Raw genomic sequence first — 24,570 nt, forward strand, 5'->3', positions numbered from 1 at the left:
CTGCGCCGGAAGATCGCCGACCAGGCCACCGCCTACGCCTTCCTGACCGGCGGACTGCTCTGCTTCATCCTCTTCTCCTGGTACCCGGCCGTCCGGTCGGTGATCATCGCGTTCCAGAAGTACACGCCCGGCTCCGACCCCCAGTGGGTGGGCACCGCCAACTTCACCCGGGTCTTCCAGGACCCCGAGTTCACGGCGGCCTGGCGCAACACGCTCACCTTCACCGTGCTCGCCCTGGTCATCGGCTTCGCCATCCCGTTCGTCATGGCCCTGGTCCTCAACGAACTGCGCCACTCCAAGGCGTTCTTCCGGGTCGTCGTCTACCTGCCGGTGATGATCCCGCCGGTGGTCAGCGCCCTGCTGTGGAAGTGGTTCTACGATCCGGGCGCGGGCCTCGCCAACGAGGTCCTCGGCTTCTTCCACCTGCCGACGTCGAACTGGACCAACGGCGCCGACACCGCCCTCGTCTCCCTGGTCATCGTCGCCACCTGGGCCAACATGGGCGGCACCGTCCTCATCTACCTCGCCGCGCTCCAGGGCATCCCCGGTGAGCTGTACGAGGCGGCCGAGCTGGACGGCGCGTCCATCTGGCAGCGCGTCCGGCACGTCACGATCCCGCAGACCCGCTTCATCATCCTGATGCTGATGCTGCTCCAGGTCATCGCGACGATGCAGGTGTTCACCGAACCCTTCGTCATCACCGGAGGCGGGCCGGAGAACTCCACCGTCACCGTTCTCTACCTGATCTACAAGTACGCCTTCCTCTACAACGACTTCGGCGGCGCGTCCGCCCTCAGCGTGATGCTCCTGCTGGTGCTCAGCGCCTTCTCCGCCCTGTATCTGCGACTCACCCGCACCGACTGAGTAAGGAGCGGCCGCCACTCATGACCCAGACAGCTCCGCCCCCGGTACAGCAGCCGCCCGCCACGCTCGCCAAGCGGCCCGCGGACGCACCGGCCGAGAGGGCCGTACGCACCATCGTCTCCCCGCTCGCGCTCGCCGGACGGCGCGGCAAGGTCACGTACTGGTCGGTGTTCGCCCTCGTCGTCCTCCTCTTCGCCTTCGCGTTCCTCTTCCCCGTCTACTGGATGGTCACGGGCGCGATGAAGCCGCCCGAGGAAGTGGTGCGCACCCCGCCCACCCTCGTCCCCGAACAGTGGCGGGTGACCGGCTACACCGACGCCTGGGACCTGATGCGGCTGCCGACCCACCTGTGGAACACGGTGGTCCAGGCGACCGGCGCCTGGGTGTTGCAGATCATCTTCTGCACGGCCGCCGCCTACGCCCTGTCCAAGCTGAAGCCCGCCTTCGGCAAGGTGATCCTCGGCGGCATCCTCGCCACTTTGATGGTGCCGGTCCAGGCCCTCGTCGTACCGAAGTACCTGACCATCGCGGACATGCCGCTGATCCACGTCAACCTGCTCAACGACCCGCTGGCCATCTGGCTGCCGGCCGTCGCGAACGCCTTCAACCTCTACCTGCTCAAGCGGTTCTTCGACCAGATACCGCGGGAGGTCCTGGAGGCCGCCGAGATCGACGGGGCGGGCAAGCTCCGCACGCTCTGGTCCATCGTGCTGCCCCTGTCCCGGCCGGTGCTCGGCGTCGTCTCGATCTTCGCGCTGGTCGCCGTCTGGCAGGACTTCCTCTGGCCCCTGATGGTCTTCTCCGACACCGACAAACAGCCGATCAGCGTCGCCCTGGTCCAGCTCTCCCAGAACGTGCCCCTGACCGTGCTGATCGGGGCCATGGTCATCGCGAGCATCCCCATGGTCCTGATGTTCCTGGTCTTCCAGCGGCACATCATCGCCGGAATCAGCGCGGGCGGCACGAAGGGCTGACCGGCGGCCGGCACCGAAGACACCCCTGGCCGGCCGTACCGCCCGCCTTCGACCCGCCGCCGTCCCCGGCTTCCCGCCCCGCTCCGGGGCGGCGGCGCCAGAACCTCCAGCTCCTCCCTGTTGCGCGGACCGGCACACCCCGCCGGCGACCGCGCCCGTCCGAAAGGAACCCGCCTTATGGAAGGCAGCCAGCTTGCCGCCGACGACTGGTGGCGCTCGGCCGTCATTTACCAGGTCTACGTCCGCAGCTTCGCCGACGGCGACGGCGACGGCACCGGCGATCTGACGGGTGTGCGGTCCCGGCTGCCCTACCTGGCCGAACTCGGCGTCGACGCCCTGTGGTTCACGCCCTGGTATCTCTCCCCGATGGCGGACGGCGGCTACGACGTCGCGGACTACCGGGTCATCGACCCCTCCTTCGGCACCCTCGCCGAGGCCGAGAAACTCATCGCCGAGGCCCGCCAGGCGGGCATCCGCACCATCATCGACATCGTGCCCAACCACGTCTCCGACCAGCACGTCTGGTTCCAGGCGGCGCTCGCCGCGGGCCCCGGCAGCCCGGAGCGCAAGCTCTTCCACTTCCGCCCCGGCCGCGGCGAGAGCGGCGAACTGCCGCCCAACGACTGGGAGAGCGAGTTCGGGGGAGTGCCCTGGACCCGGGTCGAGGACGGCGAGTGGTACCTGCACCTCTTCGCCACCGAACAGCCCGACCTCAACTGGGCCCACCCCGCCGTACGCCAGGAGCACGAGGACGTCCTGCGCTTCTGGTTCGAGCGGGGCGTGGCCGGTGTCCGCATCGACTCCGCCGCCCTCGTCGCCAAGGACCCCGCCCTGCCGGACGTCGCCGGACACCCGGGGCCCCACCCGTACGTCGACCGGGACGAACTCCACGACATCTACCGTGGCTGGCGGGCCATCGCCGACGAGTTCGGCGGCATCTTCGTCGGCGAGGTCTGGCTCCCCGACTCCGAGCGCTTCGCCCGCTACCTGCGCCCCGACGAACTGCACACCGCCTTCAACTTCAACTTCCTCAGCTGCCCCTGGGACGGCGAGCGGCTGCGCCGGTCCATCGACGAGACCCTCGCCGAGCACGCCCCGGTCGGCGCCCCCGCCACCTGGGTCCTCTGCAACCACGACATCACCCGGACCGTCACCCGCTACGGCCGCGAGGACACCAGCTTCGCCTTCACCAGCAAGGCGTTCGGCGTCCCCAGCGACCCGGAACTCGGCACCCGCCGCGCCCGCGCGGCAGCGCTGCTCTCGCTCGCCCTGCCCGGCTCCGTCTACCTCTACCAGGGCGAGGAGCTGGGCCTGCCGGAGGCCGACGTACCGCTGGACCGCATCCAGGACCCGATGTACTTCCGCTCCCAGGGCCGGGCCCCCGGCCGCGACGGCTGCCGCACCCCGCTGCCCTGGGCGGCGGACGAACCGTACGCGGGCTTCGGCTCGACCGTGGAGCCCTGGCTGCCGCTCCCGGCCGACTGGGCATCCCGCGCCGCCGACCTCCAGGCCGCCGACCCGGCCTCCATGCTGGCCCTCTACCGCGAGGCCCTGCGGCTGCGGCGCTCCCTGCCCGAGCTGCACACCGGGCAGCTGCGCTGGCTCAGCGAGGAGCGAGACCTCCTCGTCCTCGCGCGCGGCGCCACCCTGGTCTGCGCGGTCAACCTGGCCGAAGCCCCCGCCGAACTCCCGGCCCACACCCGCGTACTACTGGCCAGCGGCCCCCTGGACGACGACGGCCGGCTGCCCCGGGACACGGCGGTGTGGCTGGCGGTCTGACCCCGTACGAAACGAACAGCCCCCCGGCCCCTGGCACCGCCAAGGCGTCAAGGGCCGGGGGAGCGACTCAGCAGCTCACTTCCGCCCCGGGCCGCGTACCGGATCAGGAGGACCGCCCACTCCCACTGAGTATCCGAACTCAGGTCCGAGATCCCGGCCGCCGCGACGATGATCACGACCGCGCAGGTCACCTCATCGACCGGACCACAGGAGAGCCGTGCTCAGCAGCGTCGCAGCCGCCGTCATCCCTTGCCTCGGCCGCCTCACGGTCACATCCGACGACGCCGGCGCCCCGGCGCCCGGCTCCATCATCGTCGCCAACCACACCTCCCTGGCCGACCCCGGCGTCGTCCTGGCCGCGCTGCTGCGCCTGGGCGTCGAGCCGGTCGTCCTGGCCACCGCCGGCCTCTGGCGCATCCCGGTCCTCGGCCGGCTTCTGGAGCGTGGCGGTCACGTCCCCGTACACCGCAACACCCACCGGGCGGCCGACGCCCTCGACACGGCCGCCGCCGCGCTCGGCGCGGGCCGCCACGTCCTCCTCTACGGGGAGGGCCGGCTGCCGCTGCGTACGGACGCGGCCGAGGCGCCGCCGGAGAGCTTCCGCAGCGGCCTCGCCCGCCTGGCCCACGCGTCGGGCGCGCCCGTCGTCCCCCTCGGCCAGGCCGGTGCCCGCCGGGTGACCTCAGGCTCGGGCGCCAAGCAGATCGCGGGCTTCCTCACCGCCCCGGCCCGCCGCCCCCGCCTCCACGTCCACCTCGGTGCGCCGGTGCACCTGCCCCAGGGCGTCGAGGCGGCGACCGCCACCGCCCGCGAAGCCGTCACCACCGCCTGGCGCACGGCCGCCCGGCACCTGGGCGAACCCGCGGCGGCGCCCGCCGTACGGTGAACCCGCCATGGGGCCGGCCGAGGTCGCACGCGCACACCCCCGGCGAAAGGTTCGCGTCCGCCGGACCCGGGGTACGCGCCCGGGTGGCGCCGCCGACCCGCGCGGCGTAGGTATGTAAGGCATGTTGTTCCGGCGACGAGACGGATCCCGATGACGGCGGCAGAGCGGAGCACCCCCGCACACGGCTTTCCCTGCTGGGTCAGTCTCATGACCCAGGACCTGCGCGCCGCACAGGACTTCTACTCGGCCGTGCTCGGGTGGACCTTCCGCTCCGGCACCCTGGGCGAGGGGTTCACCGTCGCGCACGCCGACGGCCTGCCCGTCGCCGGGATCGGCCGGATCGGGCCCGGCCTGCCCACCGCCACCACCTGGACCCCCTACTTCGCCGTCACCGACGTGGACGCCACCGCCGCCCGCGTACGGGAACGCGGCGGCACGATCGCCGTCGGACCGATCCGGCTCGGCCCCGGCAGGGGAGCCGTCGCCGCGGACCGCGAGGGGGCCGGGTTCGGCTTCTGGGAGGGCCGCACCCTGCCCTGGTCGATCGGGAGCGGCAGCGCGCCCGCCTCCCTCGAACTGCGCACGAGCCACGCCTTCGACGCCGCGATCTTCTACGCCGAGGTCTTCGGCTGGGACCCCCTCGAACCGGGCGGCTGCGAGGTCGGCTACGCCTACCAGCAGGACACCGTGGTCGTCCGCGAGGGCGACAACACCGTCGCCACCCTGCGCGGCGGCGGCGACGGGGGCTCCCCCGACCCACGGCTGCGCCCCCGGTGGCACGTCCGCTTCCAGGTCGACGACCTGACGGCGGCCACCGAGGCGGCACGGAAGGCGGGCGGAGAGGCCGCCCCGCCGACCGTCTCCCCGGACGACGGACCCGAGACGATGATCAGCGACCCCGGCGGCGCCCTCTTCACGGTCGGCGCCCGCCGGTCACCCGCATCCCCCGAGTCACCCGCATCCCCCGGGTGACCGGAGTGGCTTCGTTCACGTGAAGTAGCAGCGTTTGATCAGTGGTTTGGGCAGCAGTTGGCGATCTTCAATGCTGTAGATGCTCACGAGAAATGACGTCACCGTGGTGTGGTGCCGCCGGAGTGCGGCAGCGGCGGACCGTGCTCTTGATCATCGGTCGTTAGACTCCCGGGGTTCGGATGGTGTCGGTAAACCGGAAGGCCAAACCATGGACGATGAGCGCTGGGCCAGGTGGCCCGAGCCGTGGGCAGGCACGGATGCCGACATGCGGACGGTCATGGGCGCGATCCCGCGGGAGGTCAAGGACGGGTTCAAGTACGACGAGATCCCCTGGCAGCGGTTCCCGCACTTCTACGGACCGGGCGAGGAGGTTCCCGGTCGCCTCGCGACGCTCGCCTCCGCAGACGCCGAAGCCGCCGGCCGGGCCTTGGGAGAACTGTGGAATCACCTCCACCACCAGGGCAGCACGATCGCGGTGGGAGCCCTGGCAGTACCGTTCCTGCTCCGGATCGCGGCCACCGGGCTTCCCGGGCTCCGGGCGGACACCCTGCGCCTGGTCGCCGAAATCGGGCGATGCCAGCACTTCGGAGACGGAACACGCGAAGGTCTTCTCCAAGTCGCCGAGGATCCGCTGGAGGCGGAGGGCACCACGATGTGTCCGACGAACTGGACGATTCAGGCTGCTCGCGATGCCATCACGGACGACCTGCACCTTCTGTTCCCTCTTCTCCCTGACCCCGATCCCGATGTCCGCTCCGCGACCGCCTTCGTCCTGGCGGCGGCGACCAGCGAGATCCAGCGCGTCTCCTCAACCCTGCACCGCAGGCTGGCGGTGGAAGCCGATCCGGTGGTCCGCGTGAGCTTGATCCTGGCCATCGCCCAGCTCGCCCGCGAACACCAGGATGAAAACGCTCCGTCGTGGGCCCGGGAGCTGTGGTCGGATCCCGGCCGATCGCCCGAGATCCGCATCGGCGCCGGCCTCGCCTGGCTGTGCCTGTCCGGCGACCCGGTCCCCGACGAGCTCCGAGCCCTCCTGACCGACCCGAGTACCGACCGATGCAGCGACCTGTTCCAGCGGGTGCCGTGGCTCGAGCCGGTCGACTACTACGGCAGCGGGCTGCGCCGCTGCATCCACGAAATGCTCACGCCGGATGTCCCCTGCCAACCTGATGGTCCTCCGCCCTTCTAGGGGAAGACCATCAAGGCCTTCGGCAGTCAGCCAGCCTTGGCAGGTGCCTCGGTCCGTGCCCGGGTGCTGGCGAGGCGATAGGAGTCGGTACCGGTTTCGATGATGGTGCCGTTGAAGGTGAGGCGGTCGACGATGGCCGCGCAGAGGCGGGGGTCGGTGAAGGTCTTGGTCCAGCCGCCGAAGGACTCGTTGGAGGCGATGGCGACGCTGTTCTTCTCCTCGCGCTCGGTCAACACCTGGAAGAGGAGCTCGGCGCCGTGGCGGTCGAGTTCCATGTAGCCGAGTTCGTCGATGCAGAGCAGGTCGACGCGGCCGTAGCGGGCGATGGTCTTGTTCAGCTGCTTCTCGTCGGCGGCCTCGACCAGCTCGTTCACGAGTTTCGTGGCGAGGGTGTAGCGGACGCGGTAGCCCTGCATCGCGGCTTCGGTGCCCAGGGCGATGAGCATGTGGGACTTGCCGGTGCCTGAGTCGCCGATCAGGCAGAGCGGCTGGCTCTTCTTGATCCACTCGCAGCTGGCGAGAGTGTTGACCACGGCGGGGTCGATGTTCGGGTTGGCGTCGAAGTCGAAGGCCCGCAGCGACTTGTCCCGGGGAAACCCGGCGGCCTTGATCCGCCGCTCCGAGCGGCGTCGGGCCCGGTCGTCGCACTCCGTCATCAGCAGCTCGGCGAGGAACCCTCGATAGGTCATCTGGTCCTTCGCCGCCCGGTCGGCGATCTCAGCGAACTCGCTGCGGATCGACGGCAACCGCAGCAGTCGGCAGGCGGTGTCGATGGCCGTGGTCGCGGCCTGCTCGGTCAGGTTCCGCTGGCGGGGCAGGGTCATGGCGCTTCTCCCTCTCGCAGGTCACCGCCGCCGGCGCGGCGGTGTCGGAGCAACTGGTCGTAGTGCGACACCGACGGCAGCGGCCTGGTGTCCAGCGGAAGATGCGCGAGCCGCCACTCGTGCAGGAACGTCACGGTCGCCGCTCCCGGCCCTGTAGCCGGCCGCGGTGCCGGGATGTCGGGGGCGGTGGGTTCGTCCTCGGCCTGGGCTGCCTTGCGGGCCTCCAGCGCGACCGCGTCCGCGGTCAGGGCCCCGGCCCGAAGGGCTGTGGCCAGGCCGGCGACGATGTGCTCGTGCGCGAGGTGGCGGCCCAGAAGCAGTACCTCGATCAGAGCCCGGGTGCCCTCGGAGTCGCCGTGGGCCCTGACCGCCGCGGCCCACCAGGCGTCGTGGACCGGGGTGAACTTCCCGGCGGAGCGGGCCTGGTCGAGTGCGGTCGCGCCGGGGAAGGCGCCCGGCTTGCGGACCAGGGCCTCCAGGTAGTGGTCCAGCTCCAGCCGGCAGGCGCCCTTGGCGATCAGCCGCTCGTGCCGGGCCACCTCGACGTTCTTGTCGTAGACCACCAGGTGGGAGGCGTGCAGCAGTACCCGGACGCGCTTGCCGATCAGTCTCACCGGCACCGAGTAGCGGTTGGTGCGGACCGCGATCTGGCCGTAGCGGTCGACCCGCGGGGTGAAGACCCGCCCCGTCTCGAACGGGTCCTCCGGCAGCGGCAGCAGCCGAGGGCGCTCGTCCTCGAAGTACTCGTCGATCGTCCGGGCCCTGGACCCGATCCGGCGCCGCCCGTCGTGCCGGTCCCACTGCTCGACCAGCTCGTTCAGCTTCGCCAGCGAATCGACCTCCGGCACCGGCACGAAGTGGTTGCGGCGGAAGTAGCCAATCTGCCCCTCGACGCCGCCCTTCTCGTGGGCGCCCTCGATGCCGGGCCGGCAGTAGAAACTCTCGATCCCGAAGTGCGACCTGAAGGCGATCCACCGGTCGGCCTCCACCCGTGCCCGGCTCAGCCCCAGCACCCGGGCGACGGCCGCCTTCAGGTTGTCGTAGCGGACCTTGCTCCGCGGAACCCCGCCCAACGTCCGCAGCGCGTGGACATGGCCCTCGAAGAACGCCTCCTGCCCGCAGGACGCGAAGACGCGGTGGACGGCCTTGCCCGAATACGACAGGCGGAAGGAGAACAGATAGCAGGTCACCAGCTCGCCGGCGAGCCGCACCGTCACGTCCCCGAAGTCGACCTCGGCCTCCATGCCGGGCTGGTGCGTCTGCGGGACGAACGCCTCGATCGGAGCCTTGCCCGACTCCACCAGGATCTGCGGCTTGCGGTCGGCGACGTAGCGGCGGACCTGCTGGTAGGAGACGTCGGCACTGTGCTCCTCGACCAGGCGGTGGAATATCCGGGTGACCGTGTGCCGCTGCTTGCGCGGCGCGTCCAGGTCCGCCCTCAGGATCCCGTCGACTACCGCCTTGTACGGGTCCAGGGCGGTCGCGCGCGGCGGGAGCTTCTTCCGCGGCTCCGGCCAGACCGAGTCCACGGCCTTCCTGATCGTCCGCCACGACACGTTGTACTTGCGCGAGATCTCACGAATCTTCATGCCGTCGCGGTGGTCACGCCGGATCGCGGCGTACAGCTCGACCTTCGACATCTGCGGCATGACCAGGGCCTTTCACCAGGAGCACTCCGATGCTGACCTGGCAAGTACCCCGGTGACGTCGAAACTCGTGAACATCACCCGTCCGTGGTTCGAGGCGTCTCCCAAACTCGTGAACAACTGACGTCAGGACTCGTGATTAAAGCCACCGGAGAGCGCCGGGGCGTATCAGCAGGTGCGGAAGACGTACCCCGGCTGCCCCGAGGGGCGGACGTCGAGGTCCCGGTGGACCACGGAGACCTCGGCGCCCACGGCGGAACAGGCCTTGTCGAAGTCGCGGGCGGTGTACTCGACGACGAAGACCCTGTTGCCGTACGCGGTGGCGTAGTCGGCGCACTCGCCGTAGCGGCCGCACTCCTCCGCGACCGCGAAGTCGAAGCCGATCGCCTCGCGCTTCTCCAGCAGGTCGGTGGTGTTCTTCTGGCCGATCGCCAGCCCCGCCGCGTGCGCCCGCGTGGCCAGCAGCTCGGCGAACGCGGCGTTGTGCGCCCGGGTGAGCCGGCCCCCTGAGCGCTCGTAGGAGTCGAGGTTGTCCGGCTCCACCGCCTGGAACCCGGACTTCGCGCAGCCGTCGATCCAGCCGCCGACGATCTCCGCCAGCCGGGTGCGCTTGGCCGCCGTCGAGGTGTCGAGCAGCGCCTCGCCCCAGGCCTCGTCGTCGACCGGCTCGCCGCTGCCGTCGCGCAGCAGCAGATCCGGGTGGTTGCCCTGCCACCAGTCCAGGGCGTCCGGCTGGGCCTGGAAGGCGTTGACGTAGCAGACGTTGTACAGGCCGGGCACCGGCCTCGCGCCCCGGTCGCGCGAGAGCGCCTCGACCCCGGCGGGCGGGGTGTAGGCCCCGCCGATCTGGTAGTCGAAGGTGGCGTCGGCCCGGGGGAGGACGACCTCGGGGGCGGGTTCGGCCGCGAAGGTGCCGGACAGCATGGCCCATGCGCCGGCCGTCAGGGCGACCCCGCCGGCCAGGGCCGCGAGGGTGGATCGGCGGCGGAGGAACGGGGTGACGGCGTGCTGGGACATGGAGACTCCTGTGGGTGATCTTCGTACCTGTTCCCGCATCATGAACGGCCGATCATGAGCGGACCGAGAGCGTCAAGCCCCTGCCTGCCCGCCCGCACCTGCCCGTCTGCGCCCTGTCCGCACCCCGCCCGCCTCCGCCCTTACCTGCCCGCACCGCGCCTGCCTCCACGCTCACCTGCCCGCCCTCCTCGGTGCGCGCCGCCCCTGGCCGTACGGTGTGCACGAGACCGGGCGCCGGGCTGGGGAGACCCGTCATCCTAGGAGGCCCCGTCGAGCGCCTCGGCGGCCTGCGCCACCACGGCCTCGGCCACGGTCGCGAGGGCCGGTGAGTCGAGCTTCCACTGCTGCCAGTACAGGGGGACGTCGACGTGACGGTCCGGGGCGAGGGCGACCAGCTGGCCGGCCCTCAGCAGCGGGCGCGCCTGGACGTCGGGCAGCATGCCCCAGCCCATTCCCGCCACCACGGCGTCCACGAACCCCTCCGACGTGGGTACGAAATGGCGCCGCGCACCTGCCCGCCGGCCGCACCCCAGGGCGCGGACGAAGGAGTCCTGGAGGTCGTCGCGCCGGTCGAAGTCCACCACCGGCGCGTCCGCGATCAGGTCGGGCAACGGGGTCTCCGTCCCCAGCCCGAGCCACCTTCCGGCGAAGGCCGCGGTCGCCACCGGCAGGTAGCGCATCCGGCCCAGACCCCGTACCGAACAACCGGACACGGCCTCGGGCGACGAGGTCACCGCCGCCATCACCAGCCCCTCGCGGAGCAGCGCGGCGGTATGGTCCTGGTCCTCCCGGCGCAGCTCGTAACAGATGCCCAGCTCCTCCGGTACGCGACCGAGGGCGGGCAGGAACCAGGTCGCCAGGGAGTCGGCGTTCACCGCGATCGTCAGACGGGTCGGCTCGCCGGGGCCGGACATCCCGAGGGCCGACTGCGCGTCCTGCTCCAGCCGGGCCAGTTGGCGGGCGAAGCGCACCAGGACCTCGCCGGACTCGGTGGGCCGCACCGGCTTCGTCCGCGTCAGCAGCACCCGTCCCGTGCGCTGCTCCAGGGCCTTCACCCGCTGGCTGACCGCGGACGGCGTCACGTGCAGGGCGCCGGCCGCCGCGTCGAAGGTGCCTTCGTCGACGACGGCCAGCAGGGTCCGCACCTGATCGAGCGGAAGTTCCGACATCATGACAGCTAATGATACGTAAGAATCATTAGCTGTACACGCATGCCGAGGCTCCCTAACGTCTGCGTCATGACCAACGCTCTGACCACCGCGGCCGCCGGATTCGGCACCGGCCTCTCCCTCATCGTCGCCATCGGCGCCCAGAACGCCCTGGTTCTGCGCCAGGGCGTCCGCCGGGAGGCCGTCCTCGCGGTGGTCGCCATCTGTGCCCTGTCCGACGCGGTCCTCATCGCCCTCGGCGTCGCCGGGGTCGGTGCCGTCGTCGTGGCCTGGCCGTCCGCGCTGACCGTGGTCTCCCTGCTGGGCGGTGTGTTCCTCATCGGCTACGGCGTCCTGGCCGCGCGCCGGGCCTTCCGCCCCTCGGCCCTGCATCCGCGGGGCGCGCCGTCCGGGGCGACGCGGGGCGCCGTACTCGCCTGCCTCGCGATGACCTGGCTCAACCCACACGTCTACCTCGACACGGTGTTCCTGCTCGGGTCCGTCGCCGCCGATCGTGGTCCGCTGCGCTGGACCTTCGCTCTGGGGGCGATCCTCGCCAGCGTGTGCTGGTTCGCCGCTCTGGGCTTCGGCGCCCGGCTGCTCAGCGGGGTGCTCGCCCGTCCGTCGTCGTGGCGCGTCCTGGACGGTCTCGTCGCGGCGATGATGATCGGCCTCGGCACCCGGCTGGCCCTGGCCGCCTGACCGTTCACGGGCGTTCGCGCGCCGCCGGTGGCCCGTGCGTGGGAGCCGACAGGGCGCGCAGGCGTCACGGGAGCCGGCGGGCTCGGCGCGCGGGAAGCCCGAGGGCTCTCAGTACGCGGGGATGAGCCGGGCGAGGTGGGTGGTGCGCTGAGGGCTGAGGTCGAGGGCGGTGAGGATGGAGGGGGTGGCGACACTGGGAAGGATGTGCCGCTGGAGTGTGATGTAGCGCTGTTCCAGATCGCGGTAGTTGCTCAGGGTCTGGGAGACCGCCTGGATCCCCGTGAAGGCCGCGACGTAGAGGTCCGCGGTCTCTGTGGGGTCGACGTGCGGGAGGAGTTCGCCGTTCTGCTTGGCTTGGGCGAGGAGATCGTGGGTGGTCTGCTGCCACCGGAGGAAGGGGCCGGTCCGGTCCAGACCCTGGGCCTGCTGGTCCATGGAGAGGCGGACACCTGCACGGGCGAGGAGGCTGGTGTGGAGCCGGTGGCTGAACAGCATCCCCATGTCCACGAGTTCCTGGAGTTTGAGGACCTGGTCGGGGGCGGGCGGCGGCGGCTCCTGGGCCTCCAGCACGCCGAGCGCGAGCTCTTCCTTGGACGGGAAATGGAAGTAGAGCGCGCCTTTCGTGACCCCGGCGATCTTCAGTATCTCGGTGATGGTGGCGGCTTGGTATCCGTGCTTCTCGAAAGTCTCGGCCGCTGCCATCAGAATTGCCTGACGGGTGCGGATCGCCCGGTCCTGCTTGGCCATCCCTGTCTCCTTCGTCGGGCTGGGCCGGTCGTGCGGCCGGGCGTGGGGTGGGGATAGAAAAAAAACCGCTTAGTCTGTATCTTATCAGTGCGTGCGCACCGCAGGAACGGCTCGCCCATCACATGACCCCTGGGGGGAGTTATGCCCGAAGCAGCAGTGTTGACCGATCCTGTAGCGGCGTCGGCCGTGGGCTCGGAGGCCCGAGTGGTGCATCCGGTGGGAATGGAACTGGTTCACAGGAGCAGGCCGGAGGACGCGTTCCCGCGAAGCTGGGAGCGGTTGGGCCCGGACCGGTTCCACGTGGAGGCGGTGCTCCCGCACGACCATCCGTTCTTCGCCCCGGTGGGGGCGGACCGCCATGACCCGCTGCTGGTGACGGAGGCGATGCGGCAGGCGGCGATGCTGGCCTTCCACGCCGGGTACGGAGTCCCCGTCGGCCACCACTTCCTGATGGCGGACCTGGACTACGCGACCCACCCCGACCACCTGGTCGTGGGCGGCCTGCCCACCTTGATCGACGTGGAGGTGACCTGCTCCGAGCTCAAGTGGCGTGGCGGGCTGCCGGTGCAGGGCCGCGTGGACTGGGTGGTGCGCCGCGCCGGCCAGCTCGTCGCGACCGGCATGGGCGCGACGAGGTTCACCAGTCCGCGGGTCTACCAGCGGATGCGCGGCGGATCCGCGGAGCCAGGCGTGGAGATACCCCGGACCGTGCCGGTCGACGCCGCTCGGGCGGGCCGTGACCGGGTGGAGGACGTGGTGCTCTCGGAGAGCTGCCGCGAAGGGGTCTGGCAGCTGCGGGTGGACACCCGCCACCCCACGCTCTTCCAGCGGCCCAACGACCACGTGCCGGGGATGCTGCTGCTCGAGGCGGCGCGGCAGGCGGCGTGCCTGGCCGCCGGGGACGGCGGCTTCGTCCCCGCGGAGGGGCGTACGCACTTCCACCGGTACGCGGAGTTCGGCAGTCCGTGCGTGATCGCCGCGGAGGTCCTGCCGGGCGTCGCGCCGGGCCGGGCGAGGATCCGGGTGACGGGCCACCAGGACGGCGAGCCGGTCTTCGACACGGTGCTGTCGGGCCCGGTGGGCGCGGGCTGAAGGCGCGGTCGGCCGAGGGAGGCGCGAGCTGCGTGGTGCGGGTGAACGGCAGGCTGATGACGGTGTGTGAGGGGTACGTGGCGTGATTCTGGTGACAGGGGCCACCGGTGCGGTGGGTCGTGAGGTCGTCGGCCTGCTGGCGGCCGCCGGTCCGGTGCGGATCCTGGCGAGGCGGCCGGAGCGCGTGACGGTACGCGGCCCCGAAGTCGACGTCGTGGCGGGGGAGTACGGGGACCGCGAGTCCCTCGACAAGGCCCTGCGCGGGATCGACGCGGTGTTCCTGGTGACGAACAGCCCCACGGACCCCGATGACGAGAGGGTCTCCGCGGCGGCCGCGGCGGCGGGGGTGCGCCACCTCGTGAAGCTGTCGATGATGGCGGTGGAGGAGCCGGGCGCGGACGACTTCATCACCCGCCTCCAGCGCGTCAACGAGCAGGCCGTCCGGGACTCCGGGGTGCCCTGGACGTTCGTCCGCTCCAGGACCCTCATGTCCAACACGCTCTCCTGGGCGAGGGGCATCGCCTCGGACGGTGTGGTGCGGGCCCTCTACGGCGGGTCGCCGGTCGCGTGTGTCGATCCGCGGGATGTCGCGGCGGTGGCCGTCGCAGCCCTCACCGGCACGGGCCACGAGGGGCGGACGTACGCGGTGTCGGGCCCGGAGGCGATCACCGCGCGCGAGCAGACGGCTCACCTCTCCGCACTGCTGGGCCGGCCGCTGCGCTTCGAGGAACTGCCCCTGGACCGGGCGCGCGAGGCGCTGCTCGCGAAGTATCCGCGGCCGGTGGCCGAGGCGTTCCTGGAGAGCGCGGAGCGCCAGCGCGCGGGGGCCAAGGCGGCCGTGGTACCCACCGTCGAGGAGCTGACGGGCCGCCCGGCCAGGACGTACCGCGCCTGGGCCGCCGACCACGCGGAGTCCTTCGGCGCCGTCGGCCGGGCCGGACAGCAGCCGACGGGTGGGACGGGCAGCGGCTGACGGGCGGACGCGGAACCTGTCCGCGCATACGTTCCCCTGGAAATCAAACCGGTAAGTTGGTTTGATATTCCCCATGATGCTGCTTCACCGCTCCGGCGGAGAGCCCCCGGCCCTCGTGGCTCACGGCCCAGGGCCCCTTTCCACTCGCTTCTCCCCACGGCGGAGGTCCCGGTGACCAAGCAGGTGCGCGCCGCGCGTACCCGCCAGGCCTTGATCCGCTCCGCTGCGATCGTGTTCGAGCAGCACGGGTACGGACAGGCGCGCCTGGCACTGATCAGTTCCGGCGCGGGCGTCAGCACCGGCGCCCTGCACTTCCACTTCGAGAACAAGGCCGCGGTCGGCCAGGCCGTGGTCGCGGAGGCGTCGCACGCGCTGCGGGAGGTGTCCGGCTCCATCCGCCGCAGGACGGACACGGCCCTTCAGGCCCTGGTCGACACCTCGCACGCCCTGGTGGACCTGCTCGGCCGCGACCCGGTGACCCGGGCCGGATTCCGGCTCAGCTACGACGGGGACAGGGGCGGAGAGCCCGGCCTGCCCGAGCAATGGCGGGGCTGCGTAGGCGAGTTGCTGGACGAGGCGGCCGCCGGCGGAACCCTCGCCGAGGGCGTCTCCCGCACGGACGCCACGGCCGCGACGGTGGCCGCGACCACCGGGTTCGAGGTGCTCGGACGGTACGACCCAAAGTGGCTGTCCACACGGACGCTCACCGGCTTCTGGCTGCTGCTCCTGCCCCGCCTGGCCGACCCGGAGACCCTGCCCCTCCTGGACCCGTCGGGGACCGCCGCGGCGACGGAGGCCGTCGCCGCGGGCCGGGCCGAACGCGAGAGCTACGGGGTGGGGACGGCCGCCCCGATCTGACCCGTCGGCTCCCACGCGCCGTCCGGTGTGATCACCCGGGGTTCGGTTCCGCCCGCCTCAGCCGGTCAGGGCGAACGACTGGGCAGGGGAGCTGCCGCACGGCTGCTGGGCCAGCTTCGCCCCGTCGGCCGTCGAGGAGTTGTCGACGGTCAGGCACGTGCCGCTGTGGCGGGCGACGAAGCGGTACCGCCCGGCGGCGGCCAGGGGCTCGGGGCGCCACTGCTGGTTGGTGGAGCCGACGTAGGACCACAGGTGGACCTTGGTGCCGTCGGCGGTGGCCCCGGGGCCACCGTCCACGTCCCACACCTTCGCGTTGTGCCGGTTCACCACCTGGTAGTGGCCGTCGCCGGTGGGCCGGAACTGCCAGCCCTGGTTGGCCCCGGTGCCGCAGGCCCACTGCTGGAGCGCGGTGCCGTCACCGGTGCCCCAGTCGGCGGCGTCGAGGCAGGCCCCGCTGTTGGTGTTCTGCACCCGGTACCAGGCGGCGGGGTCGATGGGAGTGGCCGGAGGCTCGGTCGTACCGCCGTCGCCGTCCCAGGTGAAGGTGGCGACGGCACCGGCGGGCAGGGTGTACGCGAGGGACTTCCCGTTGTCGGTCAGCGAGAACCGCTGGGCGCCGGAGGCGGTGTTGACGACGACGGCGGCGCGGGTGCCGTCGGGGTTCTGGAAGGCGACGTTCTGCACGCCCCCGGCACCCTGGCTGGTGGAGCCGATACGGGTCGCGGCGGGCCTGATGAACTTGGTGACGTGCCCCAGGACGTAGAACTCGGCGTTACGGGTGACCTGACCGTTGGCGATCTCGACGATGCCGTTGCAGCGGTTGGTGCAGTGCCCCTGGTGGGGGCCGCCGTTCCGGTCCAGGGCCAGGTTCCAGTTGATGACCGTCTCGCCGCCGTTGCGCATGTTCTGTACGACGAGGTTCTCGGCGTGCCACTTGAGGGTGTCGCCGAACGTCGTGGCGGGGTTCTCGCTGTCGGTGCCGGAGCACTCGGTGAAGAAGACCCGCTTCCCGGCGTCGACGACCTGCTGCTGCGCCGCCGGGGCTCCGCCGTAGCAGTGGAAGGCCGCGCCGATGATCCGCTGGATGCCACCCGTCCGGGCGAAGACGTCGAGCGGGTAGTCGGGGTGGTCCCAGTTGTGGTCGTAGGCCAGGAGGTTGGTCGGCAGGTTCGCGGCGGTCAGCGTGCGGTCCAGGACCTGGAAGAAGTCCGCCTGCTGGGCGGCGGTCATGCTCATGGACGGGTAACTGGTCGCGAACTCGGGCTCGTTCTGGGCGGTGAGGTCGGTGAGGGTGATGCCCTCCTGCCCGTACGCCCGGATCGCCTTGACCAGATAGTCGGCGTACGCCTGGTGGTGCTCGGTCCTGAGGCTGCCCCCGTTGAGGGAGTTGTTGGTCTTCATCCAGGCCGGGGGAGACCAGGGGGAGCCCATGAACCGGATGGCGGGGTTGATCGCGGTGGCCTGCTTCAGGACCGGGATGATCCGGCTCCGGTCCCGGTCGATGGAGAAGGAGCCCCGGGTGTCCTCGTACGTGTAGAAGTCGGAGTCGGCGTCGAAGTCGGTGCTGCCCAGCGGCTGGCGCAGGTAGTTGAGCCCGATGCCGTCCCCCTCCGCGGAGAACAGCGACCTCAGCAGCGCGGTGCGCTGCGCCTGGGGGAGGCCCTGGATGAGATGGGCGGAGGCGCCGGTCACGGAGGCGCCCGCGCCGGTGAACTTCTGGCCCTTGCTGTCGGCGTCGATACGGATGTCGACGCTCTGCGGGGTGCCGGTGAACGGGACGCTGCCGTCGGCGGTGAGCTTCCGGCTGCCGTCGGTGGTGGTGACCCAGACCTGCGCGGCCGGGTCGGCGGCCTGTGCGGTGGTGGCGGTGGCGTTGATGCCGAGTCCGGCGACGGCCACGACGAGCGCGGCGCCTGCCGCGCGTGCTCTGAGACGCAGGGGGTGGGGGCGGGTCATGTGCGGCTCTCCTCGGGTCGGTACGTGCGTACATCGCAGGGGGCAACGGCGTGAATCGGAGGGGCAACGGCATGAAACCACACCCACTAAGTGGTTAGTAAGTAGTCTGCCGCGGTGTTCTGCCGCGCCCCGAAGCCCTGCGAAGATCCCTGCCGGACCACCGCCGCGGGCACGCTTAAGCTGGGCCGGTGAGCAACCAGTCAGTGGGTAACCAGTCGGTGGGCGGGTCGGCGCGCCGCCCCGCCAAGCCCCGTACGCCGCGCAGCCCCGAAGCCCAGCGGCGGCAGCAGGACATCCTGTCCATCGCCATGGACACCTTCGCCGCCCGGGGCTACAACAACGCCTCGCTCGCGGAGATCGCGGACCGGGTGGGCCTCACACAGGCGGGCGTCCTGCACTACTTCCGCTCCAAGTCCCTGCTCCTCACCAGCGTTCTCGAACTGCGCGACCGGGCCGACATCGAACAGCTCGGCCCGGACCGCCCCCAGGGGCTGGACTTCCTGCGCCACCTGGTGAACACCGCGCTCCGCAACGCCGAGCGCGAAGGCATCGTCAGGCTGTACGCGGTCCTCTCGGCGGAGTCCGTCACCGACGACCACCCGGCCCAGGACTACTTCCGCGACCGCTACCACGGACTGCGCGGCTTCGTCGCCGACGCCCTGCGCGAGGCGTGCGAACCGCCCGCCGACCGCGCGGAGATGACCGAGAACGCGGCCAACGCCATCATCGCCGTCATGGACGGTCTCCAGGTCCAGTGGCTGCTGTCGCCGGACTCCGTGGACATGGCCGCCTCGACGGACCTCGTGGTCACCTCCCTTCTCGCCACCCTGGCGCCCGAGCGCTTCGGCCCGTCCTCCCGCCGCTGATCACCGGACACGGGACAGCACTGACCGAGGGCGGACCCCCGCGCGCCGACGTATTGGGCCGTTTCCCGGTCGTACGCGGTCGGCCGGCCATACCATGCGAGGGCTCCGGTGGATCCGGAGCGACAACTGAATGCGTGCGCGACTGGGGGAAGCCGGTGGGAATCCGGCACTGACCTGCAACCGTGTGCGGCCCGCCGGGCCGCGAGTCGGACAGCCCGGCGCGTGACGCGTACCGCTTCCCCTGTCATGGTCTGCAGTGCGAAGCCCCGCAGTCGCGATCCGCGGCGCGTACGCCGCGGCACACGCGGGCGGACACGCGGCGGGCCGGCCGGCTCCGGTGCGGCACGGCAGGCCGTCCCGCACCGGAAAGGCATGCTTGTGCACCTGACATCCGCCCGCCGCGCCCTCGTCGTCACGGCCGCCCTCGGCCTCGCCCTGGCCTCCGCCCCCGCCGTGGCCCAGCCGCAGGCCACGGCATCCACCAACACCCCGGTGAAGGTCTCCCTGACCGTGCAGGGTCCGGACGGACTCCTCTTCAAGGGAAAGATCAGGACCAAGGGCCATGACGTGACCACCGCCACCGGCGGCACGCACCACTGCGACGGCACCAACGGCGGCGCCCACCCGAGCGCCGTACCCACGCCCACCGCGGCCCTCGACGACGCCGCCCGGAAGAGACACTTCACCTGGGACGGCGCCTGGTACGCGTCGTTCGACGACTTCTCCGTCGACACGATAAAGAACGTCGACGGCGTTGGCGTCGCCTACTGGAACATCGCCGTCAACGGCACCTCGATCCCGGTCGGCGGCTGCCAGTTCAAGCTGAGCGCCGGGGACAAGGTCGCCTTCACCTGGACCGCGTTCTAGGTCTCTCGTCCGGCTCATGCCGGGCCCAAGGGTCCGGCATGAGCCGCCGAAAGGGCCCATGGCGGCAGGCGTCGACCCTGCTCGCGTCAGCTCCGCGCCGCGACGGCATGCGCGTGGGGGCCGCCGGCATCGCCGCCTGAGCCTCGATGCCGCCTGAACTTCGACGGCCGGCCGGCGGTGCGGTGGCCGCGACCGGGCCCGACCTGGCCGGCCCGACGACCGGCCGCCGTCCGCGCCGTCCGCGCCGTCCCGCCGGGCCTCGTCAGCCGGCGCGCCCGGCCGCACCCGTAGCCGTGGACGGTGCGCCCCGGGGGCGGCTCTCCCCGAGCACCGTCGAAAGGTGCGCGTCGAGCGCCTCCAGGAGCCAGTCGTGGGCCGTCCCGGGCGTCGGCTCCGGGCGGCCGCCGGGGGCGCCGCGCACCTCGGCCGTCAGCTCCCAGTAACGGTCGATGCGCGGATCGGCCGCGAGCTGACCGGCGAGCCGGCGGCGGAAGCCCGGCGTGTCCCGGGTGCCGTACGTACTGGCGTACGCGTCCACGAACCCGTCCAGGGCCTCACCGGGGCGGGGCACCCCGCCCCGCCGCAGCTCGCCGCCCGCCAGGTCGTACGCCGCCGCCAGCCCCGCGTACAGCACGGCCGATTCGCGCGCCCTCGCCGCCCGGTGGGCCCTGGGCTGGCAGGGCCCACCTCCGCTCCCGTCGCACGGCCGGGTCACGAAGGCGTACAGCCGCGCGAAGGCGAGCACCTGGGCCGGGCGGGGGTCGTCGGGGGGCTCGGCCACCGCCACCTCCAGGAACGCGCGGACGGACCGGGCGGGCATCCGCGCCGGCAGCCAGGCGCGCCAGAACCGGACCAGCGCGGCGGTGCTCGGCGGAGCGGCCACCGCGCCGACCAGGCGCAGCCGGTCGGGGCGCTCGGCCGGCGGGCAGTCCCGCACCAGCTGGAGCGCGGCCTCCCGCCAGCGCAGGGCCCTGAGCTCGGACCCGAGGACGCGCAGCCGGCCGTCGACAGCGGCCTCCAGCGCATCGGGCGCTTCCCCGGCGTCCTGCTCGTCGAGGATGCGCCGTACTTCGGCGACCGGCAGGTCGAGACCGCGCAGCGAGCGGATCAGGCCCAGCCGCTCCACGGCCTCCGGGCCGTATCTGCGGTGCCCGCCGGTGCTGCGGGCCGCCTCGGGCAGCAGACCGCCGTCCGAGTAGAAGCGGACGGTCTTGACGCTGACGCCCGCGTACTCGGCCAGCTCACCGATGGTGCACAGACCGTCGTGCGACGAGAACACTTGAACCTCCCCCAAGAGGAGTTCCTACGGTACCGGCGAGCACCGGCGGGGAACCGGTCCGGTGCGCGACAGAGAGCGTGACGAGGAGGAGCCATGACCGTATTCATCCTGGTGGCGGGGGCGTTCACCGGCCCGTACGTATGGCGGGACACGGCCGCGCGACTGACCGCCGAGGGCGCCGAGGTGCATACGGTGGCGCTCACCGGACTCGGCAGGAAGTCCGCCGGTCCGGCCGCGGCCATCGACCTGGAGACCCATATCGCGGACGTACTCGCGGTGATCGATCCGCTCGTGGCGGGCGAGGGCCGCGACATCGTGCTCGTCGGCCACGACTACGGCATCCACCCGGTGCTCGGCGCGGCGGACCGGCGGGCGGGGGCGGTCACCCGGATCGTCCACCTGGACTCGGGGATGCCGCAGGACGGCGTACCGGCCCTGGCCGCGGTGCCCGACCAGCAACTGCGCGAGGAGCTGGCCCGAGGCGGGGGAGGCCCTGCGCTCCCGCCGCCCGCCCGGGACGCCTGGCCCCGCTGGGGGAGCACCGCCGGGCTCTCCGAGGCGGCGCTGGACGGGCTCACCGCCCTCGCGGCACCGCAGCCGCTGAACACGCTCCTCCAGCCGCTGCGGCTCACCGGGGCCGTGGCGGCGGTGCCGGTGACCGGGGTGCTGTGCACCGGCAACGGGCCGGGCATCGAGATGGTCCAGCTGATGGTGGACCTCGGCGAGCCCGCCCTCCAGCCCCTGACCGACCCCCGGGTGACCTTCTTCGAACTGCCCACCGGCCACTGGCCGATGCTGTCCTGCCCCACCGAGCTGGCCGGGATCCTGATCGACGCGGCGGCTGGCGGCGGCCACCGGCTGAAGGCCCCCGGCACCCCCGCCCATCTGCGGCCGTTCCTCCTCGACGTACCCGAACGGCCCCGCGAACGGACGGGGAACACCGATCTGTACCTGCCGGAAGGACCGGGGCCGCACCCCGCCGTGGTGTTCGTCCACGGCGGCCCCGTACCCGCCGAGGCGCGGCCGACGCCCCGTGACTGGCCGACCTTGACGGGGTACGCCGGTTACGTCGCCGGGCACGGGGCCGTGGCCGCGACACTCGACCACCGCCTGCACGCCGTGACCGACTACGCGCGGGCCGCCGAGGACGTGGCCGCCGCGGTGGAACGGGTCCGGGCCGACCCGCGGGTGGACGCGGACCGGGTCGCCCTGTGGTTCTTCTCGGGCGGCGGCCCCCTCACCGCGGACTGGCTGGCCGCGCCCCCGGCATGGCTGCGCTGTCTGGCGGCCAACTACCCGATTCTGGCCCCGCTGCCGAACTGGGGGGTGGTCGACGCCCGGTTCCACCCGGTGCGGGCGGTGGCCGGTGCGGGGAAGCTCCCGATCGTGCTGGTCCGGGCGGGACGCGAGATGGCCGAGATCGCCGCGACCGTCGCGGAGTTCCTGACCGAGGCCGAGCGCTGCGGGGCCGACGTCGAGGTGGTCGACGTACCGGAGGGCCGTCACGGCTTCGAGACCCTCGACCGGACGGACGAGGCGCGCGAGGCCGTGCACCGCGCGGTCGCCGCGGTACTGGCCCGGCTGACCGCCTGACGACCGGGGTTACTCGATGACCAGCTCGACGTCGATGTTCCCCCGGGTCGCCTTGGAGTAGGGGCAGAAGGCGTGGGTCGCCTCGACCAGCCGCTGACCGACCTCGCCGGCGAGGGAGTCCGGCAGCTCCACGCGCATGACGACCGCGAGACCGAAGCCGTCGCCGTCCTTGCCGATGGAGACCTCGGCGGTCACGGAGGCGTCCTTGGCGTCGAGCTTCATCTCGCGGGAGACCGCGGCCAAGGCACTGGCGAAGCAGGCCGCGTAGCCGGCCGCGAAGAGCTGCTCGGGGTTGGTGCCCTCGCCGTTGCCGCCCAGGGCCGGGGGCAGGGCGAGCGGCAGGTCGATCCGACCGTCCGAGCTCACGGCCCGGCCCTCGCGGCCGTTGGCGGTTGCGGCGGCGGTGTACAGCGCGTCCATGGGGATGACCCTTCTTTTCGGGGCCGCGAGCCGAGCGGTCGCGGTCACAGCCATAAAGATGGCACACGACTAAGTTGTGCGCAACCTAATTGCGTGGCCGACGGTACGCTGGCTCCATGACGTCTGCCCCGAACGCCGTCCCCGACCTTCCCGCCGTGCCCGACGCGGAGCTGCTGAGACTCGACCGCCAGGTCTGCTTCTCGCTGCACGCCGCGTCGCGCGCGTTCGGCGGCTTCTACCGGCGGGTGCTCAAGGATCTCGGCCTCACCTACCCCCAGTACCTGGTCATGCTGGTCCTGTGGGAGGACGGCCCTCGATCGGTCAAGGTCATCGGGGAGCGCCTCCATCTGGACTCCGGGACCCTCTCGCCGCTCCTGAAGCGGCTGGAGGCGGCTGGGCTGGTCCGGCGCGAGCGCAGCCGCGCGGACGAACGCTCCGTCCTCGTCGAGCTGACCGATGACGGCGCGCGGCTGCGCGAGCGCGCGCTGTCCGTTCCTCGGGGGGTGCTCGCCGCGACCGGCCTGTCCGTGGAGGAGGTTCTCGGGCTGCAGGAGATCCTCGGCCGCCTCACCGAGGCCCTCGGGGAAGCCGCCGACGCTCATTGATGGAGCGCGCTTTCAGTGTGACAGTTTTTCTTGTCACTGATGAGGCCTGACAGCTATGCTTGTCGCATGAGTGAAGAGAAGGCCATCCCCACCCCGGCCAAGCACGACGAGGACTTCTGGAACGTGGTCATGACCCCGGTGGAGCCCGCCTGGAGCGAGCCCGGCGAGGACGACACGTTCACCATGGACGAGAAGGTGCTCGAAGCCGTCCGCGCGCTGGCCGAGCGGATCTCCACGCGTGCGCTCGCCTACCGGACCGCCGGCGAGCCCTTCGATGCCGCGCTGATGGCCGCCCCCGACGTGCAACTGGCGACGCTACGGGCCCTGTACGAAGCCAAGCGGTCCGTCGAACGGCTGGCCGAGAGCGCGGCCACCGTGGCCGGCCGCGGTGGGGCCAGCTACGCCCAGCTGGGCGCGGCCTGGGGCGGCATCAAGCGCCAGTCCGCCCGCCTCAAGTGGCCCCACGCGGTGGTCAAGAGGTCGGCCGGGGAGTCCGTCCCGCTCCGTTACGCGGGGGGCGCCGCCGTCATCCACCACGACCCGGGCGTGGACGCCTGGTGGTACACCGCCACGGCGGCGGACCAGCAGGAGGAGGAGTCCGAGGCCGTCCACGGCACCTCGGCCGAGGCCATCGCACGGGCGACCGAGTTCCTCCTGACGCACGCCCGGCCCACGGGCCGGGACTCCGTATGACCCCGGGGGCGGACGCCCGACGCGACGACAGCCCCGAGGAGCCCCGGCGGGCGCGCCTGGCCCGCGTCTTCGACGAGGACGCCGAGCTGTACGACCGGGCCAGGCCCGGATACCCGCCGCGGCTGTACGACGACCTCGCGGAGCGCTCGCCGTGGTGCGCGGCCAGCATGTGATGGGCGGCACCGAGGAGTTCTTCGCCGGGGTCCAGCGCTGCTACGAGCGCTTCGACCCGCAGACACCACCGGGGCTGCGGCCTCCCGCGACGGCCGACGTCGACGCCTCGGACCATGTGCGGGAGGTGGCGCGGAGCGGCCGGTTCGGCCCCACGGCCCTGTGCCGCTACGAGCAGGACCTCACCTTCACCACGACCGGCTACCTGGAGCTGCTGCGCACCTTCTCCGGCCACCGAGCGCTCCCCGAGGCAGCCAGGAACGGGCTGCTGGGGTGCATCGAGGCGCTGATCGAGGGACGGTACGGGGGCAGGGTCACCAAGCGCTACCTCATCGAGCTGGCGGTGTCCCACCGGCACTGACGTGCGACGAAAACCGTGATCCCTTCGCGCGCGCTCGCATACGGGTACCGGCCGGGGTGAGGTTGCCGGGCGGCGACACGCCCCCTCG

The 24,570-nt window shown here is 72.0% G+C and carries 23 protein-coding genes, 1 pseudogene and 1 riboswitch; of the genes and pseudogenes, 16 read left to right on the top strand and 8 right to left on the bottom strand.

The window, feature by feature from the left end:
* The 6 genes from AB0917_RS13980 to AB0917_RS14005 form a co-directional block, all read left to right on the top strand.
* The coding region (locus tag AB0917_RS13980) for a sugar ABC transporter permease (RefSeq protein ID WP_366819756.1) at positions 1-864 on the top strand (864 nt) is incomplete at its 5' end.
* 20 nt (positions 865-884) lie between these two features.
* Positions 885-1,838, top strand: coding sequence for a carbohydrate ABC transporter permease (locus AB0917_RS13985; RefSeq protein ID WP_366819757.1), 954 nt, complete (start codon positions 885-887; stop codon positions 1,836-1,838).
* Positions 1,839-2,015: 177 nt separating this feature from the next.
* A complete protein-coding gene (locus AB0917_RS13990; protein WP_366819758.1) occupies positions 2,016-3,617 on the top strand; it encodes a glycoside hydrolase family 13 protein in 1,602 nt (533 codons plus the stop codon).
* 217 nt (positions 3,618-3,834) lie between these two features.
* Complete coding sequence (locus AB0917_RS13995) at positions 3,835-4,503, top strand: lysophospholipid acyltransferase family protein (protein ID WP_366819759.1); 669 nt, start codon at positions 3,835-3,837, stop codon at positions 4,501-4,503.
* A 150-nt stretch (positions 4,504-4,653) separates the two neighbouring features.
* Complete coding sequence (locus AB0917_RS14000; protein WP_366819760.1) at positions 4,654-5,475, top strand: VOC family protein; 822 nt, start codon at positions 4,654-4,656, stop codon at positions 5,473-5,475.
* Positions 5,476-5,683: 208 nt separating this feature from the next.
* Positions 5,684-6,664 carry a hypothetical protein gene (locus tag AB0917_RS14005; RefSeq protein ID WP_366819761.1) on the top strand — a complete coding sequence of 327 codons (981 nt, stop codon included), beginning with the start codon at positions 5,684-5,686 and terminating at the stop codon, positions 6,662-6,664.
* A gap of 26 nt (positions 6,665-6,690) precedes the next feature.
* Here AB0917_RS14005 and istB read toward each other — a convergent pair whose 3' ends face one another.
* From istB to AB0917_RS14025, 4 genes are all read right to left on the bottom strand, one after another.
* Complete coding sequence (istB, locus tag AB0917_RS14010; RefSeq protein WP_266357142.1) at positions 6,691-7,488, bottom strand: IS21-like element helper ATPase IstB; 798 nt, start codon at positions 7,486-7,488, stop codon at positions 6,691-6,693.
* The gene (gene istA / locus AB0917_RS14015) at positions 7,485-9,128 is read right to left on the bottom strand and encodes an IS21 family transposase (protein ID WP_366819801.1); all 1,644 of its coding nucleotides are present in this window, start codon (positions 9,126-9,128) and stop codon (positions 7,485-7,487) included. The genes istB and istA overlap by 4 nt, the downstream gene beginning before the upstream one ends.
* Positions 9,129-9,302: 174 nt before the next feature.
* A complete protein-coding gene (locus AB0917_RS14020) occupies positions 9,303-10,151 on the bottom strand; it encodes an endo alpha-1,4 polygalactosaminidase (RefSeq protein WP_366819762.1) in 849 nt (282 codons plus the stop codon).
* Positions 10,152-10,408: 257 nt separating this feature from the next.
* On the bottom strand, positions 10,409-11,323 hold the full coding sequence (locus AB0917_RS14025) for a LysR family transcriptional regulator ArgP (RefSeq protein WP_366819763.1): 915 nt from the start codon (positions 11,321-11,323) through the stop codon (positions 10,409-10,411).
* A 66-nt stretch (positions 11,324-11,389) separates the two neighbouring features.
* Here AB0917_RS14025 and AB0917_RS14030 point away from each other — a divergent pair, with 66 nt between their 5' ends.
* Positions 11,390-12,001, top strand: a complete 612-nt coding sequence (locus tag AB0917_RS14030; protein WP_366819764.1) for a LysE/ArgO family amino acid transporter — start codon at positions 11,390-11,392, stop codon at positions 11,999-12,001.
* 108 nt (positions 12,002-12,109) lie between these two features.
* Here AB0917_RS14030 and AB0917_RS14035 read toward each other — a convergent pair whose 3' ends face one another.
* The gene (locus AB0917_RS14035; protein WP_366819765.1) at positions 12,110-12,748 is read right to left on the bottom strand and encodes a ScbR family autoregulator-binding transcription factor; all 639 of its coding nucleotides are present in this window, start codon (positions 12,746-12,748) and stop codon (positions 12,110-12,112) included.
* A 222-nt stretch (positions 12,749-12,970) separates the two neighbouring features.
* On the opposite strand from AB0917_RS14035, the gene AB0917_RS14040 reads away from it, so the two are divergent.
* The 3 genes from AB0917_RS14040 to AB0917_RS14050 all read left to right on the top strand — a co-directional run bounded on the left by AB0917_RS14040 (position 12,971) and on the right by AB0917_RS14050 (position 15,671).
* Complete coding sequence (locus tag AB0917_RS14040; protein ID WP_366819767.1) at positions 12,971-13,840, top strand: ScbA/BarX family gamma-butyrolactone biosynthesis protein; 870 nt, start codon at positions 12,971-12,973, stop codon at positions 13,838-13,840.
* 82 nt (positions 13,841-13,922) lie between these two features.
* Positions 13,923-14,813 (top strand): NAD(P)H-binding protein, encoded by an 891-nt coding sequence (locus AB0917_RS14045; protein WP_366819768.1) that lies wholly within the window; start codon positions 13,923-13,925, stop codon positions 14,811-14,813.
* A 171-nt stretch (positions 14,814-14,984) separates the two neighbouring features.
* Positions 14,985-15,671 carry a ScbR family autoregulator-binding transcription factor gene (locus AB0917_RS14050; RefSeq protein WP_366819769.1) on the top strand — a complete coding sequence of 229 codons (687 nt, stop codon included), beginning with the start codon at positions 14,985-14,987 and terminating at the stop codon, positions 15,669-15,671.
* A 57-nt stretch (positions 15,672-15,728) separates the two neighbouring features.
* Here the strand turns inward: AB0917_RS14050 and AB0917_RS14055 are convergent, their stop codons facing one another.
* Positions 15,729-17,627 (bottom strand): RICIN domain-containing protein, encoded by a 1,899-nt coding sequence (locus tag AB0917_RS14055; protein WP_366819770.1) that lies wholly within the window; start codon positions 17,625-17,627, stop codon positions 15,729-15,731.
* A 218-nt stretch (positions 17,628-17,845) separates the two neighbouring features.
* On the opposite strand from AB0917_RS14055, the gene AB0917_RS14060 reads away from it, so the two are divergent.
* Both AB0917_RS14060 and AB0917_RS14065 read left to right on the top strand, forming a co-directional pair.
* Positions 17,846-18,493: a TetR/AcrR family transcriptional regulator gene (locus AB0917_RS14060; RefSeq protein ID WP_366819802.1), complete on the top strand. Its 648-nt coding sequence runs from the start codon at positions 17,846-17,848 to the stop codon at positions 18,491-18,493.
* A 145-nt stretch (positions 18,494-18,638) separates the two neighbouring features.
* Positions 18,639-18,710, top strand: a riboswitch (cobalamin riboswitch).
* Between the two features lie 161 nt (positions 18,711-18,871).
* Complete coding sequence (locus tag AB0917_RS14065; RefSeq protein WP_366819771.1) at positions 18,872-19,360, top strand: DUF4430 domain-containing protein; 489 nt, start codon at positions 18,872-18,874, stop codon at positions 19,358-19,360.
* A 262-nt stretch (positions 19,361-19,622) separates the two neighbouring features.
* On the opposite strand, the gene AB0917_RS14070 is transcribed toward AB0917_RS14065, so the two are convergent.
* A complete protein-coding gene (locus AB0917_RS14070; RefSeq protein ID WP_366819772.1) occupies positions 19,623-20,639 on the bottom strand; it encodes a MerR family transcriptional regulator in 1,017 nt (338 codons plus the stop codon).
* Between the two features lie 93 nt (positions 20,640-20,732).
* Here AB0917_RS14070 and AB0917_RS14075 point away from each other — a divergent pair, with 93 nt between their 5' ends.
* Positions 20,733-22,232, top strand: coding sequence for an alpha/beta fold hydrolase (locus AB0917_RS14075; protein WP_366819773.1), 1,500 nt, complete (start codon positions 20,733-20,735; stop codon positions 22,230-22,232).
* A 9-nt stretch (positions 22,233-22,241) separates the two neighbouring features.
* On the opposite strand, the gene AB0917_RS14080 is transcribed toward AB0917_RS14075, so the two are convergent.
* The gene (locus tag AB0917_RS14080; protein WP_366819774.1) at positions 22,242-22,652 is read right to left on the bottom strand and encodes an Ohr family peroxiredoxin; all 411 of its coding nucleotides are present in this window, start codon (positions 22,650-22,652) and stop codon (positions 22,242-22,244) included.
* 116 nt (positions 22,653-22,768) lie between these two features.
* Here AB0917_RS14080 and AB0917_RS14085 point away from each other — a divergent pair, with 116 nt between their 5' ends.
* The 3 genes and pseudogenes from AB0917_RS14085 (at position 22,769) to AB0917_RS14095 (ending at position 24,482) form a co-directional block, all read left to right on the top strand.
* Positions 22,769-23,257, top strand: a complete 489-nt coding sequence (locus tag AB0917_RS14085) for a MarR family transcriptional regulator (protein WP_366819775.1) — start codon at positions 22,769-22,771, stop codon at positions 23,255-23,257.
* Positions 23,258-23,323: 66 nt separating this feature from the next.
* Positions 23,324-23,950 carry a hypothetical protein gene (locus AB0917_RS14090; RefSeq protein WP_366819776.1) on the top strand — a complete coding sequence of 209 codons (627 nt, stop codon included), beginning with the start codon at positions 23,324-23,326 and terminating at the stop codon, positions 23,948-23,950.
* Positions 23,947-24,482 (top strand): annotated as a pseudogene (locus AB0917_RS14095) (hypothetical protein). The gene AB0917_RS14090 and the pseudogene AB0917_RS14095 overlap by 4 nt, the downstream one beginning before the upstream one ends.
* Positions 24,483-24,570 lie beyond the last annotated feature (88 nt).

Source organism: Streptomyces sp. NPDC007346 (genome assembly GCF_040703535.1).
Lineage (GTDB): Bacteria > Actinomycetota > Actinomycetes > Streptomycetales > Streptomycetaceae > Streptomyces.